Annotated in this window: 12 protein-coding genes; 4 read left to right on the forward strand and 8 right to left on the reverse strand. The window is 56.9% G+C overall.

Annotation, left to right across the window (positions count from 1 at the left end; genetic code table 11):
- Window positions 1-67: 67 nt before the first annotated feature.
- The 4 genes from PT279_RS04500 to PT279_RS04515 all read right to left on the reverse strand — a co-directional run bounded on the left by PT279_RS04500 (window position 68) and on the right by PT279_RS04515 (window position 2,831).
- The gene (locus PT279_RS04500; protein WP_277165868.1) at window positions 68-1,399 is read right to left on the reverse strand and encodes a C2 family cysteine protease; all 1,332 of its coding nucleotides are present in this window, start codon (window positions 1,397-1,399) and stop codon (window positions 68-70) included.
- Window positions 1,390-1,776: a hypothetical protein gene (locus tag PT279_RS04505; RefSeq protein ID WP_277165870.1), complete on the reverse strand. Its 387-nt coding sequence runs from the start codon at window positions 1,774-1,776 to the stop codon at window positions 1,390-1,392. The genes PT279_RS04500 and PT279_RS04505 overlap by 10 nt, the downstream gene beginning before the upstream one ends.
- Entirely contained in the window at window positions 1,773-2,021 is a 249-nt protein-coding gene (locus PT279_RS04510) for a hypothetical protein (protein WP_277165872.1), read from the reverse strand. The genes PT279_RS04505 and PT279_RS04510 overlap by 4 nt, the downstream gene beginning before the upstream one ends.
- Window positions 2,022-2,258: 237 nt before the next feature.
- Complete coding sequence (locus PT279_RS04515) at window positions 2,259-2,831, reverse strand: TIGR00730 family Rossman fold protein (RefSeq protein WP_277165874.1); 573 nt, start codon at window positions 2,829-2,831, stop codon at window positions 2,259-2,261.
- A 296-nt stretch (window positions 2,832-3,127) separates the two neighbouring features.
- Between PT279_RS04515 and PT279_RS04520 the strand changes: the two genes are divergently transcribed.
- Together PT279_RS04520 and PT279_RS04525 are read left to right on the forward strand one after the other, a co-directional pair.
- The gene (locus tag PT279_RS04520; RefSeq protein WP_277165876.1) at window positions 3,128-4,135 is read left to right on the forward strand and encodes a ketopantoate reductase family protein; all 1,008 of its coding nucleotides are present in this window, start codon (window positions 3,128-3,130) and stop codon (window positions 4,133-4,135) included.
- A gap of 376 nt (window positions 4,136-4,511) precedes the next feature.
- The gene (locus tag PT279_RS04525; RefSeq protein ID WP_277165879.1) at window positions 4,512-5,513 is read left to right on the forward strand and encodes a 2-dehydropantoate 2-reductase; all 1,002 of its coding nucleotides are present in this window, start codon (window positions 4,512-4,514) and stop codon (window positions 5,511-5,513) included.
- 177 nt (window positions 5,514-5,690) lie between these two features.
- On the opposite strand, the gene PT279_RS04530 is transcribed toward PT279_RS04525, so the two are convergent.
- From PT279_RS04530 to PT279_RS04545, 4 genes are all read right to left on the reverse strand, one after another.
- On the reverse strand, window positions 5,691-6,902 hold the full coding sequence (locus PT279_RS04530) for an aminotransferase class I/II-fold pyridoxal phosphate-dependent enzyme (RefSeq protein ID WP_277165881.1): 1,212 nt from the start codon (window positions 6,900-6,902) through the stop codon (window positions 5,691-5,693).
- Between the two features lie 706 nt (window positions 6,903-7,608).
- Window positions 7,609-8,382 (reverse strand): CTP synthase, encoded by a 774-nt coding sequence (locus PT279_RS04535; RefSeq protein WP_277165883.1) that lies wholly within the window; start codon window positions 8,380-8,382, stop codon window positions 7,609-7,611.
- 617 nt (window positions 8,383-8,999) lie between these two features.
- Entirely contained in the window at window positions 9,000-10,253 is a 1,254-nt protein-coding gene (locus PT279_RS04540) for an alpha/beta hydrolase (RefSeq protein ID WP_277165885.1), read from the reverse strand.
- Window positions 10,254-10,320: 67 nt separating this feature from the next.
- Window positions 10,321-12,798, reverse strand: coding sequence for an alpha/beta fold hydrolase (locus tag PT279_RS04545; protein WP_277165887.1), 2,478 nt, complete (start codon window positions 12,796-12,798; stop codon window positions 10,321-10,323).
- A gap of 354 nt (window positions 12,799-13,152) precedes the next feature.
- On the opposite strand from PT279_RS04545, the gene PT279_RS04550 reads away from it, so the two are divergent.
- Window positions 13,153-13,401, forward strand: coding sequence for a hypothetical protein (locus tag PT279_RS04550; RefSeq protein WP_277165889.1), 249 nt, complete (start codon window positions 13,153-13,155; stop codon window positions 13,399-13,401).
- A gap of 517 nt (window positions 13,402-13,918) precedes the next feature.
- Window positions 13,919-15,436 (forward strand): BspA family leucine-rich repeat surface protein (locus PT279_RS04555; protein WP_277165892.1); only part of this gene is annotated, 1,518 nt, incomplete at its 3' end.

The following is a 15,436-nucleotide window of genomic DNA, read 5'->3' on the forward strand; positions in this document are numbered from 1 at the left end:
AGAATGGCTACGGGCACGGTTCTAGCCCGCCGTGCCCGTCCGTCCCTGCCGGTCTGTCTCGTCCTGCTCATTGCTGCGATACCTTGTTGAACGCCTTGTTGAAGTCGTCCTTGCTGATCCAGAACGTCTCGCCGTTATCAGGGGTCCAGTTTCCATCCTTGTCGTACCAATAGTTTTTGCCCCATGGGTTGCGCAAGCAGACCATGTCGCCTTTGGTTTCGACGACCTCATAGGCGTGCTGTTTTGCGATGGCGATTCTGTAGCCGTTGCCCGGTAGTTTCGTTCCATCGTTGGCGGATACCAGCATCGCTCCGTCCTCGGTGTAATCGTTGTCCGTAGGCAGATGCAGAAAGAGCGGCTTGGTGGAGGCTACGGAGATGGTGCCGTCGACGGACCCCTTGGAGTTGAGGGCCTCGTCACCCGGGTTGCCGTTCGTCTTGAGGGGTTTCCTGCCGGTGATGGCCTTCCAGGCCCAGTTGGGTTGGCCGCCCCTGAGCGCGCCTTGGCCGAAGTGCTGCCTGATGGCCGCCTCCCACAACGAAGCTATGCCAGAAGTCCCCATATAATAAGTGTAGTAGACATCGACCGGTACTCGTTTGCCGTTATCATAAAGAAGTACGGTGTAGTAGATAACCTTGCCTTTCTTGTCTTTGTGGGCAGTGATGCCATTCCTCAGGTCGTAGCCGGAATCCGCGAGTGCCTGGAGGGTGGTGATCAGGAAGCAGTCGCTCATGTAATCCCCCTGCTTGAAATCGCTGGCTTTCGGTTGTTTGTCCAGCCAATCAGATCCCAAGTCATAGTTCTTGTCACTGTCGTCTTCCAAACCGCCGTCATCGGATTCCAAGAAGTTCAACGGGTTATGGTGTTTAAAGCCGTTCTCGTTACCGTCGGCGCCGACTTTGTCGCCGCCGTAGAGGGTGCTGGTAGCTTGGTCGAATTGGTGGAGGCGGTTGATCTTGCGTTGAAGCCATTGGGCGGTTCTTCGGTCCTGGGCGAGCAGGTCGTCGATGGCGGGGCCGGCCAGGGTTCGTGTGACGGGCGGGAGCAGGTCGCGGACGGTTTCGATGGCCCGGTCGACCTGGTGGAGGCGGTCCAAAGCCTGAGTGACGGCGTCCTCGGAGATGAAGTCGTCGTCGATGTACTGGTCGAGGAGGGTGGCAAGCGTGCGATGGTCGTCGAGAACGGCCTGGTTATAGGCGAGGGCGTCATTGATTTGGCGGCTGAGGACATCAGCTTGTTGTTTGGCGGCCTGCCACGCCTGACCGGTGAGCAGGTTCTCCCCGTTGAGGCCGTCACAGGCGCTCAAAATCTGGTGGAGCTGCTGGTTCTGGGCGTTGATGGTCTTGCAGGACTCGTTTATGGCCTGGTGCAGCACCCCCTTGTCGACGATCAGCCCCATGGTCGCTCCCCTCGCGTACCCGCCGTGCCGCCGCGACGTGCGGCGAGCACCCGTCGTTGGTCTTGCAGGCCCTCGTCACATGTGCGGATACGGCGGCTTTCCGCGTCGCGGTCGCCGGCCTCCTGCTCGATACGGTTCATGAGGCCGCCCGCGGAGGCGCGGAACTCGTCCTCGATCGCGCCGAACCGGGCATACGCCTGGCTGCCGCGCAGCCCCTCGGACAGACCCATCCAAATATCGTGGTGGCGATTGCAGGCCGACTGCATCTCATCCCAGGCTTTGCTGCAGGCCTGACGTTCGCGGCACAAATCATCCAGTCTCTTGCCGTCCGCCTCCAGCTGCCGGTCCACCTCGTTGACGGGCTCTTCCTTGTTCATTGAATGCCCTCGACCGCCGCAGCCGACGCCTGATCGGCCTGGCCTAATCCCATATGTGCGTCAATGGCCCCCGATGCCAACGACCTTGCCATATTTGCCAGGATGCTGCCGGCATTGGCGCTGCCTGCGCATGCGTCTGCCGCCAAGGCCATGGCACGGATGTTCGTGGCACCAGCAGTGAAGCCATAGCCGACCTCATCACCATCAGCGGCGCGCCCCAGTGCGTCGGCATGCCCCTGTGCCACGTCCCCAATACTCCGAATCTCACCCATGAGAACAGATTTTATCACAATATATTGCAATCGAACAATAGCAACACGATAATGAATATTGCCGCCTGTTAGGGCAATGGGGCTCATCAAGAAGAAACCCACTCTGCAATAAAGCGTCTATCCGGAATGGTCGCAACCGATAAGACCTCTATGCCACCCCATTACCCGCGACTCAAGCCCCCGCGCCCAATAACACCTGAGCCGAAGCGATTACTTCCGTTCGGGGAAGGTGCGAATCTTTGGCGGCTGGTAGGCAGTGACCCAGCGGGTGATTTCGTCGACGGAATCGGTCACCAGCAACTTCGTACGGTCAACAGCGGTCAGGAAACCTGCTGAGACCATAGTGTCATACATTTGCGCCAACGGACGCCAATAACCGTCAAGATCGAACAGCACACAAGGCTTGTTGTTGAGCCCGATTCGCGCCCAGGAGAAGGCTTCCGCGATCTCCTCCAACGTGCCGGGTCCGCCAGGAAAGGCGATGAGCACATCACCGAGCTCCATCATCCGGCGCTTGCGCTCGTCCATGTCGTCGACAACCTCCATTGTCGTCAGGCCCCTCGCCGCAGCATTGCGGTCGATGAGCATCTGCGGCATGATGCCATGCACCTTGCCGCCGCCATCGAGCACCGCCTGCGCCACCACGCCCATCAGCCCGACGCCGCCACCGCCATACACCAGCTCGTCGTCGTTCGCCGCGATCCACTCCCCAAGCCGCTTCGCCGCAGCCGCATACTTCGAATCATCCCCGCTAGCCGCGCCGCAATACACTGTGATTTTCATACCGATCTCCCTGATAACCGTTCATGACATACCAGTAAACTTAAGTCTCACTATATCGGCATATCCATAATTGCAATATCAAGCTCACAATAACTAGACGTTATTACTTTATCCATTTATTTATTAGTTTGTCTCAAAACCGCCTCAAAAATCGTCCACGATGCGGAATGAAGCTGAGAAACCCTACTGCCGTCACACATACTGCGAATAGACGGCAATGCCGCATGATGTTGTCCACAAGATTGTTGCGGCACTCGCCGCGATACCCACAAGGGACAAACTAGAAGGGAAACATCATGAGATATGGCATCATCGGCGCAGGAGCCATGGGATTCAGATATGGCGTGCTGCTGCAGGAATTGGCACACCAGCCGGTGGATTACATTGAGATTTGGGAGCCGAATCTCAAGAAGGTCAAGGAACAGGGCGGCGTCTATGTTTCCCGCGACCACGAAGGCCGTCATCTCGTCAAAGCCGATATCTATTCGCCGGAAGAGTACGCAGCGAAGGGCGGCGACCCGGACCTGTGGATCATCATGGTCAAGCAGATGGACCTCGACAACTACCTCAAGCGCTGCGCGGACGCCGGGCTTTTCAAGGACCACCAGGTCGTCTTCAGCGCAATGAACGGCTGGGGCCACTTCGAAAAAATCCTCAAATACTTCCCCAAAGACCGCATCTACGGCGGCACCGCAATGGTCGCGAGCGCCTTCAACGGCCCGGGCGACGTGGACTTCATCGGCAAGCCCGGCGCCGGCACAATGCATATCTGCGCGATGACCGAGGAAGTCACGCCAGTCGAGAAGGAATTCGTGGCCGATCTCGACAAAACCGGTTTCAATCCGCAAATCACGCAGAACTTCCGTGGCACCTGCATGGCGAAGGTCATCTTCAACTCGGTCATCAACTCGATCTGCACGATGTACCAGATCACGATGGGCCAGTTCGTTTCATATCCGGGTTACAAAGACATGGCCACCGTACTAATCAACGAGGCCTACGACGCGCTCGAACGCTCGGGCTTCCAGCCCATCCAGACCCGCGCCGAAGCCATCGAGGAAGTCGATTACGTCAGCCGCGTCTCCAACCCGCTGCACTACCCGTCGATGTATCAGGACATGTCGAAGGGCCGCAAGACCGAAGTCGATTACATTAATGGTTACATCGCCAAAGTCGGCCGTGAAAATGACTGCCCCTGCCGCGTCCAGGAATTCCTGACCCACGGCGTCCACGTCGCCGAGCTCGCCTTCCAGATCCACAAGAAGGAAGCTGAGGAAAAGGCCGAGGCCGCCGCAGCCAAATAAACGGTTCCGCTAATCAGTAGTTAGTCTTTGATAATTTTGGCTGGCGCTTCGTCACGTTGAAAACGCCAGCCAAAATCATTAAATGTCGCTTTTGCGTGCTTGCTTAGTGCTTGCACGTAAGAAGTGACATTGAGATGCCTTTTGCACGCGGCTTTCGCGTCGCCGAATCTTCATCCGCCCACAACCACTCCAACTTATCTCAAAAAACGTTAGAATCCTGTCCGCTATTTGACCATTAAGTACTCGATTCCAAGCTTTCGGGCTTAGAGCTAAGTATCTAAGGGAAATCGCTTTCGTATCCACAAGATCTGGCGACACATCCTTGTGCCCAAAAGGCGTAGAGACACAACTGAATTCCAAGACGGAAAGAATGATTATGAAATACGGGATTATTGGCGCAGGATCTATGGGCTTCAGGTACGGGGTGCTGTTCCACAATTTGGTGGGCCGCGACGTCGACTACATCGATATCTGGGAACCGAATCTGAAAGCGATCAAGGAGCAGGGCGGCGTCTACGTTTCCCGCGATTACAAGAACCGTCACCTGGAAAAAGTCAATGTCTATACACCTGAAGAGTACGCAGCCAAGGGCGGCGACCCGGACATGTGGATCATCATGGTCAAGCAGATGGACCTGCAAAACTACCTCACCCGTTGCGCTGACGCCGGCCTCTTCAAGGACCACCAAAACGTCTTCAGCGCGATGAACGGCTGGGGCCACTTCGAGAAAATCCTCAAGTACTTCCCAGAGGACCGCGTCTATGGCGGCACCGCGATGCAGGGCAGCTCCTTCATCGCACCCGGCGAAGTCGATTTCCAGGGCGAATTGGGCAGCGGAAGCATGCACATCTGCTCGATGAGCGGCGAAGTGACGCCAGTGGAAAAGGAGCTGGCCGCCGACTTCGAAAAGGCCCACTTCAATCCGACAATCTCAAACGACCTGCAAGGCACCTGCCTGGCGAAGATCATCTTCAACTCCGTGGTCAACTCACTGTGCACGATGTATCAGATCCGCATGGGCCAGTTCATCTCCTATCCGGGCGCGATGGATATGACCACGCAACTGGTCAACGAGGCCTACGATGCGCTGGAACGCGGCGGAATCCAGCCGATCCAGACGCGCGCCGAAGCCATTCACGAGGTTGAGCATTCCAGCAAAGTCGTGATGCCGCTGCACTATCCGTCCATGTATCAGGACATGGTCGCCGGCCGCAAGACCGAAGTCGATTACATCAACGGCTACATCGCCAAAGTCGGGCGCGAGAATGACTGTCCGTGCCGCGTGCACGAGTTCGTAACCAACGGCGTCCACGTCGCCGAGCTCGCCTTCCAGATTCACAAGAAGGAAGCCGCTGAAAAGGCTGCCGCTGGCAAGTAAATCAAGGGATCATTGTTTTCCTCGGTTTGCTTGATTTCAAAACTTTTACCGCCAAGCAAACCTAAGAAACCGAGATAACAACTCGTACATTTCAACAGAAAACCGCTACCAAGCACATACCCGGTAGCGGTTTTCTGATATCCAAACGAACAGATAATCGGTAGCCTTGCGCAGAAATCAGTCCACGAAAACGTACTTCGACAGACGCTCCATCGCTTCCTGCACGCGGGAAAGCGGCAACGCGACGTTCATGCGGATCGCACACGGGGCCTTGAACTGGCGGCCGTCCTGCACGGCGACGCCGACGTTCCACGCCCGTTTTAAAAGTTCGTCGAGCGTGACGTTATGGGCCTCACACCAAGCGCTGCAGTCGAGGAAGAGCATGTAGGTGCCCTCGGGGTGGCCGAAAGTGACCTCCGGGAAGTGCTCGGTGAAGTAATCGCAGGCGTAATCGACATTGCCGGTGAGCACCTGCCGCAGTTCGTCGACCCACTCGTGGCCTTCGGGCTTGTAGGCGCCGATGAGCGCGTGCATCGACAGCACGTTCATCGAGTTGTACTCAGGCTTCGCGCCCTTCGATGTGACGCGGTCGCGCAGGTACTTGTTGTAGATGATATGGTACGAGCCCACGAGTCCGGCCAGGTTAAAGGTCTTGCTCGGCGCGTACATCGCGGCGACGCGGTTGCGCGCGTCCTCGCTCACCGACTGGGTCGGGATATGCTTGTGGTCGCCCAAAATGATATCGGACCAAATTTCATCGGAAACGACCACGCAATCGTTGGCACGGTAGACCTCCATCGCCTTTTCGATCTCCCAGCGTTCCCAGACACGGCCGGAAGGGTTGTGCGGGCTGCAGAAGACGGCGACGTGGATGTTGTTTTCCTTGAGCTTCTTATCCATATCCTCGAAGTCCATGCGCCACACGCCGTTTTCGTCGCGCTTGAGCGGCGAGTGCACGATATGGTAACCGTTGGATTCGAGAGCATTGGTGAAGCCGACGTAGGTCGGGCTATGCAGCAGCACCGAATCACCAGGAGCCGCGAACGAAGTGACGGTGGAAACGACCCCGCCCAAAACGCCGTTTTCATACCCAATATCCTCCGGCTTCAAATCGGTGACACCGTTACGCGTCTTTTGCCAGTCAATAATCGAATTGTAATACTCGTCGGTAGGACTGAAATAGCCGAATGCCGGGTGCTTGGCACGCTCGATAATCGCATCCTGTACAGTCGGAACAGTAGCGAAATTCATGTCGGCCACCCACATCGGAATGACATCGAACCCGCCCTTCGGCGGTTCCGGAGTAAAGCCGGGCTCCGCACCCAGCCCGTCAACGGCGATGGCATCTTTGCCGTGCCGGTCTATAATCGACGTGAAATCGTACTTCATTTCTACTCCTTCTGTACAACGTTCCATTGCGGTACCGTGTTAGTTTGTCACGTGTTATACGTCATCGCGTTCGTATGATGCCACTTTACAACTGCCAATTGCCGTGAAATGCCGCGACCTTATGTTCGTGAGACAATAATTGATCGCTCATGATGTTTTGGCAGCGTGAATAGCTTAATTGCAAAGCATGGAGTCGCCCGTCAACCTCAATCAACCCATTCCCACCAAACGGATAAGCAAAATGCGTCTTTCTCCGCAGTAAGTGAGGTTGTTGTGCTGGTAAAAGCGTATTCTGCAACTTTAAATGCAACTTTCCCAGCACCTATACCCCACTTACTGCGGGAAAGACGCACCTACAATTCCTAAATGTGCTTTTACCAGCACATCATGCCCAGTTACCGCCGGAAAAGACGCATCCAAAGCATCGCGGGCATCCGACTTCCAAGCATGAACATAAAAAGCAACGCATGGCAGCGTCCGAGTTAAATGGGAAGCAAGCAGTTCCTGCTTTCCCGGTACTCCAGTTCTGAAAGCAGCGCGCGGCGGTATCCGATCAGGTAGGCAGTGTATGATTCTTACTTTCCGCTACTCGAATCGACCGGGAAGTACACAATCCCGGGTTTCCCGGCGTCGAGAACACACGATGGTATGCGAGCCGAACGGAACCATTCAGAACATATGCCGCCATCCACATGAACATTGGCAATCACGATTCAAGCAGCGTAAAGCCGCTATCCGCAAGCGGTATACCCGCGGCCAGAAGCTTATGTACCAAAACCGTTTGCCCGAAAATCTCACGGTAGTTCGTACGAATCAAATCCGTGACACCCGCCCGGCGCAAGGCCGATTCGCGCAATCGTTCTTCGTACACAACCTGCTCCGTGCTCTGCATCCGCGTCATAGCGGGATTAACATACTTCTCATTACCATCGAACTCAAGGACGACCATGCGTCCATCGGCAAATCGCCACGTAAAATCTGCCCGATATTCATTTTGAGGATTCGCAGGATCAACGAAAACCCGCTGCAATTGCGGAATCGCGAACCCGTGCTCAATGATCACGGCCCTGCAAAGCGATTCACCGCCGTTTTCGCTGGCAGCATTAGCGTAATGCATGAGCTTGAGCACCGGTCCGACATCGGCTCGCACCGTGTCACAAACTTCCAGTATGGAATCCTCACTGATTGAATATTTGCGAAAAGCCGCGTCAAACATTGGCAAAACTGCAGAAAAAGAATATCGCAGGGCACAATCGACCAACGTTCTTGCGACGCTGGTCACCTTTACCCCGTGTACAATCCACACCTCTAGACCAGCGACGAATATTCGCCGCAGATGCGAATCGCCCGAGGTATGAACCGATCCAGTAGTGGCAATCCAAACCAGTCCGTCACGATGCAGGTTCCACGGATGGTCAAGCCCCCAAGCCGACGCTGCACTCACACCGGCAAAAGTCCAATCGGGCTCGATACGCCCCAAGGCTCTAATCACATGCATCGATTGCTGCTCAGGATTAAGGGCGCGCCAATACTCACCCCTCGCATACGTACGATGGTACGGACACACCAACTCGCCAGAAGCCCATCGCCGACGCATGGCATCGCGCTGGGCTCGGCCAGTCGGCACTGCGCAACATTTTGCGGCCTCGGCTTGGGCAATCAAGCCAGCGACATCCCGATAAGTTCCCATACAACCAGTCAAAACCGCTTTTCTCGGAAAGTCCAGCCGAAACGGGTTATGTGGTCGAATGCCCGGGGTCTCGGCGTGTTGTGGATAACTCAGGTTTGCCGGCGCTCCAGTACGAGGAGTAAGGCCACTTTCCCGAACCGGCGAAAACGCGACTTTACCAGCACTACCGGCAGAATCCACTCACCAAACTTGCGAAAATGCAACTTTCCCCGCACTCCACACACATTTATACGGGAAAAGTTGTAAATAAAAACGCTAAATGGGTTGTTCCCCGCACTTATACCCCACTTAGTGCGGGAAAAGTCGCATTTACAACCGAATCAGCAAAGCCTGCGATGCGTCAGTTGCACAAGGTCGAAGCCACAACACTGAGAAACCCCGGCCTGTGAGAAAACGAGGTTCTCGTGCTATTCTTCCTCGGCGACCATATCCTCGACGGACTCGCCGTAGAAGTCGATGATACGGTCGACATAGGGACCGAGGATGGCGTTGGGCATGCTGAAGATCTCGTGGACGGCGGGCTCGACGCGTTCCAAAACCACGTCGCCGCTTTCGACGCGCACGCGCTCGACGAAACGGTTTTGGGCGGCGTTGTGCACCCAGGTATCGCGGCCGGCCTGGAAAAGCAGAATCGGCGTTTCGACGCGGGAACAAGCCTCGCGCGAAAGAATCGCGTGCGACATCTTAAGCGCCTGGTTGACCCAGCCGAAAGTGGCCGCATTGGTTTGATAATGCGAATCTTTTTTACGGAGGCTGAAATACCATTGAACGCGCGCCTGCTCCGCTCCTTCGTAACCTTTGAGTTTCATGGCCGGTGAGAACTCGGTTTGCCCGGGAGCACGATGGCGTGAAAGGCCGACGGCGCTGGCGAGCGCAGTAACGGGTCCGGCGATGGAATTGGGCAGGCCGGTAACCGGTTCGATCATCGGGGAGGAAAGCACAGCCCGGTTGAAAAGCATCGGAAAACTTTCAAGCGCAGCCGCCGCGATGCCGCCGCCCATCGAATGAGCGTAAAGATGCATCGGCTGATCGCCCGCATACTGCCGCCCGATAGTCTGCGAGAACTTGGCCAGATCCGCGACATACCGCCGCCAATCATCAATCCAGACCAGCGAAGGATTCGAAACGTCGCGCACCGAATAGCCGTGGCCGCGATGCTCGAGAATGCAGACGGAATAGCCAGCAAGCAGGAAATACCACGTCATTTCGGCATGCTTCGCGGCAAATTCCGTGAATCCGAACGAAAAGACGATGGCCCCGCGGAACTTGGCGCTGGCGCCGTCGATATTGAGGGCGTCGAACTTATGTGCATCGAAACATACGTAATGCAGATTGCCTGGCGTCGGCGGTTCTCCCAGCGTTGAAAAACCAAACAGCTTGCTGTGCATGATCCGCTGCTCGTCCTCGTCGTCCGGCCCGGTGTCGATACCGGCCCCGCTGATACCGATCCCCGCGTCGCCCATGCCGACGTGAGTGACGCCGCTGCCATCGTTTTGAGTATCAGAGCCGTTGGCCGCCTCGGTAGTCACCTTTTCACTCGAATTGTCCGGCACTCCGGCAGGCGACATCCAGCCTTCCTCACGACACTTCGCAAGCGCCGGCAGCACGGTATCGCGCATCGCCTCGGCGTAATGGTTCTCGTCAATCAACGGCATATGCATACCGCCAGTCTATCCGCACCCGCTGGCACGTTTCGCTGTGATACCAATTTCATATTGCCAATGAAAATTACCTTGCTATTCCCAGCGCATCATAGAGGAAGTCGCGCTGGAGGGTGAGCAGGTTTTCGGCAACTTTCGGGTCATTGGTCATGTGCGTAATACCCGTGAGCGGCAGGTAGGTGTGGGGGCGGCCGGCTTCCATCAGTGCCTGCGAGAGACGCAGGGAGTTGGCAATCGTTACGTTGTCATCGGCGAAACCGTGGATCAGCATCAGCGGACGCGTGAGTTTCGGGGCGTCGGCGACGATGGAGTTACGTTCGTAGACCGCCGGATCGAGGCCCAGGTAGCGCTCGGTGTAATGCGTATCGTAAAGCGTCCATTCCGTTGGAGGAGCACCGGCGCAGGCGGCATGGATAACGTCAGGAGCGTCGAGCACCGCGAGCGCAGAAAGGAATCCGCCGTACGACCATCCGATCATCGCGACGTGATCGAGGTCGGCATCCGGAGCAACCCGCGGCAGCGCATGCACCACTTCCACCTGGTCAGCCAACGTCACGTCTTTCATATTCTCGAAAATCTCACGGTCCCATTTCGGCCCGCGACCGGTGGTGCCACGACCGTCGGTAGTGACCACGATAAAGCCCTGATCCGCCCACCATTGCGATTCCGTATAACCGGCCTGCGAGAAGGTGACCTGCTGGAAACCGGGGCCACCGTAAGGCTTCAGCAGCACCGGCAGTTTGGCCGCTCCGGCGAATTTGCTGGAAGCGCTCGGTCGGGTGATCGCGGCAAATAAACGGTGCTCGCCGAGCCGCACGAACTCGGTATTCGGCGTAAAGCCAGGAGTCTCTGCATGACTGGAAACAGGCGCTTCCGTTACATATCCGGAGTCGTTTGTCAGTACATTGTCACTACGTTCATGGCTTGATTTGCCAACAAGCGCATGCACCATTATCGCGCTGGAATGCGCCATATCATGGCCGGATACCACGATACCGTTACCTGCGCGGCTGGCCGTCCACACTCCCGGATGCGCGGTGACCGGCGTGATATTCCCGTCAAAACCGATGGTGACCACATCATAGCTACGAGCGTCGTGGAGCGCTTCGTCTCCCTGCCAAGCGGCAGGAACTTTCGGCATCAACACATCATTTTCATTAGGCGTGCGCTGCACCACCGCAAGCACATTTTCATCGCTGACGTCCAGCACGGTGCGCACTTGCCAGCCGACCGGCGTGAATGGTTTCCCGTCGACAGTGAGCCGGTTCGTATCCGTTTCCATATCATTGAAAGCGCAGATCAAACGGCCATCGGGCGTGAAGGCTGGGGTTCCCAGAACAATATCGATCCACTGTTCGTTGGCATGCTCCTCAAGAACGCGGGTCCGCCCGTCCGCAGCGACTTCCAGCACCAAATCGCGCGTCTGCCGACGATTCTGCACCAGCACCAGCGGCTCGTGGCCGGCCTTCCAGCTTACGGCCGCCACGTATTCATAGGCCTCGCGGTCCCATGAGACGTTCTGCACATCGCTGCCTGCATAGTCGCCGCCACGCGCATCGTCGAACTCAAGGTGCGCCAGCATCAACCGCACGACGGCGTTCTTGGTGAGCGCCCGCGCGTAACGCCGACCGGTCGCCGGCCTGTCGGGGTGGGCCGGATCGCTGATATACCACATCGGCTCGGGCGAACTGTCATACATTTCGAACAGCAATCCGTGCGAATCCGGAGCCCACCAGAAACCATCGTAACGGTCCATTTCTTCACCGGCCACGAATTCGGCCAGACCGATTTTCAAGGTTCCGCTCGGATCATTCCCGACGCTCCACACCGTGCTGAACCTGTCACCGGAAACGTTGGTATCGTTGACATTCCCGGCCCCGTAAGCCCCTTGTGCCTCAGCCGCGCAAGTGTGCGGACGCGCATGATCATGAGACCGACAAGCTGCATCATCGAATCCGCTATCGTCCCAATCCGCGATATCCACCATTACCAGCCGGGTGCCCGTCGTATAAACGATGTGCCTTCCGTCCGGTGAAATCCGAGGATTCAGCACCGGCAACCACTTGCCGCCATCATCCCCTTGACCGCCAATCGCAATCTGCCGCGTGCGAGCACCATCACCGTCCCCGTCAATCTCGCTGACGAAGAGCTGACCGTTGACCGTGAAGGCCACGCGCCGCCCGGCGCTATCCCCACAATACGAAACAATGCCCTGTCCGCCTTCGCGCGCACGTTCGCGTCGCGCTTGCTCTTCGGCCGGCACATCCTCGTCGTCGGCGTCGGCCAGCAGTTCGCGCGGGTCCGCCAGCAGCACCTCGTGATGCGAGCCATCCGAATCGATAACACTCATCCAAAGCGACGTAACCAAATCCTCCGGCCCGTCCGAACGCAGGAACAAGGCTCTCGACCCGTCACCAATCACTTTCGCCATCCGCGGCGCTCCGCCCGTGAACCGCAGCGTTCGAGCCTTGCGCCTTGGGAACTCGGCAATCGCCTTGGCCTGCAAACCCAAATCGTCGTTATTTTTACTTTTGTCTAAAGTCATATTCTAAGTATAAAGAACGAGCCTCACGCCAACACATGATTGCCAAAATAACCGTTTGGAATCCGTACAGTATCTTTTGGCAACCGTGGGTTCATGTGAGCGTTAAATAATAATGCGACAGTTTGGCGCGGAATGTCGTACCATGTAAATAAAGAGTTGCGGCAAGAGAAGCCAAGAAAAAGGAAAACAGTGAAGTTTTGCAACAAATGCAGGCATTGACTCGACCCAGCTCACTCTTTCGCCCGCCTCCGAATATGTGACCGACGCCCGCAACGTCAAGCCCGGTTCGCCGTTCCCGGAATTCCGAGGTTCCGACAATGACTACCTCTGCCAAAACGGCACTAAGGGGCTGGCTTGCAAGAACAGCTACCAGACCACTCCCGAGTGGAACGTTGGCCGGCGCATATCGTCTACGTCTTCAAAGGCGGGGACACTTCAAGCTGGTATAAGCCCGATGCCACACCGCCTATTCAGGGATTCATGTCCGACAGCACGCAGACCGGCAGGAAGCCGGCTCCGACTGACAGAGCATACATCTATCCGGTCGGCTGGTACATGACTCTTGTGCCATACGAGGACACCGTGTATTACTTCCAAGGCTGACGGGAACGAAAGAACTACCAATTGCTATTGTTGACGACGATTGCGCGCACTTCAAAAGGAACGGCCGGAAATATGCGGTCCACCAGGACTTCAAGGACTATGTTGGGGTTTCGTCTTTGTGGACATTGCTTCGCCGCGTACCAAGCCGGCCAAGGCGTTGTTCGAATACACCGGTCTCTCCATCGAGGAGATAGATCTGCTTTTAGGTTACGGCAATCCCTTGCATCTCTCCCGCCGTTCCGCAAAAAGACAGGCAAACCCCACGGAACACCGAGAAGAACCATTCGATGAAACTCCTGTTTTCAAAGGAGGAAAGCGGACTCATTGAGCCAACTTCCTTTTGTGCCTCATTTACTCGGCGAGATACGAAAAATAATATAATTATTTATATAAATAGCTAAAACCTATGTAATAAGTTTGGGGTATATGTAATATATATAGAAGATTCGGGATGTTATCGCGGTCGCTCGATGTAATGCATAATGCGATCTTGTCAAGGTTGAAGAGGTTGGTTCTTATGGGTGTTATTCATAATCTGGTCGTATTGTTACTGTGCACGGCTCTGACGACTATCCCACTTCCCACGCAGATTCACCATCTGCAGGATTCGGCTACGCCAAACGGCACAGCCCAATCCACCATATTCCGTAAACTCACCTCCCTGCTTCCCAAAAATGCCGTTGTCCATCGCGCATTCCAAAGCCCCAAAAACCATAGCACTGCGCACGCCACGCCTACGCCAAAACCGGCAGCGCCAGCCCCTCAGTTCGGCGTCACCCATCAAGCGCAATTCACGCCCACCCCGTCGCAGCCGACGAACCAAGATCATCAGGCAGGTTTCACACCCGTGCCGGCAAATCCCGAATCCCTTCTGAGAGACCAGCCATCGGTAGGCACGCAGGCAGTATGCACGCCCCAAGACAGCACACCGAGCAACAAATGGGGCACGGCCTCCTGGAGCCTCAGCGGCGACTGCACCCTCACCATCGGGGCCGGCGACACCGGCAGCACCAGCAGCCAGACCGCCTTCGGCAACAGCAGCGGGGCAAGTACGATAGCCCACAACGCCACCAAGATAATCTTCAACGGCGATCTTGCCATCAACGTGAGCAGCGCATTCCAATCATGGCCCGCGTTACAGAGCATCGACACCACATCCGGCGTAAACGTCACCCTTAACAGTTCCAGCGGTCAGAGCATGTTCCAAAACGACACCAAGCTCACTAGCCTCGACATCGCCGGCTGGAGGACCAACTCCCTGGTCTACACGACCCGCATGTTCGAGGGCGACACCGGGCTCACCAGCGCGGACCTGTCCGGCTGGAGGACCGCGGCCCTCAACAACACCGAGAACATGTTCAACGGCTGCACCCAGCTGGCCAGCGTCGACCTGTCCGGCTGGGACTTCCGCAACCTCGGCCCCGCGGGCAACATGTTCAAGGCCTGCGACAAGCTCACCACGGTCACCGCCAAGAACTGGGCCGCCGACGGCGAACGCGACAACATCACCAAAGGCATCAACACCGTGCTCGCCTACATCCCCAACCTGGCCACCCTCGACGCCACCGGCTGGGACCTCTCCAAGACGACCGGCACCTACGGCCACTACGGCGCCGCCGACGCCCCGAGCGCCTGGTTCTCCGGACTCGCGAAGCTCACCACCCTCAACGCCCGGGACTGGAAGTTCGCCGCCACGACCGGCACCGGCAAGGGCGAAAGCGCCCAAAGCCTCCTGAGCGGCACCAAGCTCGCCAGCATCGACGTCACCGGCTGGAAGACCGCCAACGTCACCGACCTCAGCAACCTCTTCCAAGTCGGCTACTACGTCGGCGCCAACCCCACCAACCTCACCGCCATCACCGGCCTGGACACCTGGGACACCGGCTCCGCCACCACCATGAGCGGCATGTTCCAGAACCAGACCAAACTCACCACCCTCTCCGTCACCGGCTGGCACACCGGCAACGTCACCAACGCGACCAGCATGTTCCAGGGCTGCACCGGGCTCACCAGCCTCGACCTCAACGGCTGGGAC

The sequence above is a fragment of the Bifidobacterium sp. ESL0784 genome, from assembly GCF_029433295.1.
GTDB lineage: Bacteria > Actinomycetota > Actinomycetes > Actinomycetales > Bifidobacteriaceae > Bifidobacterium.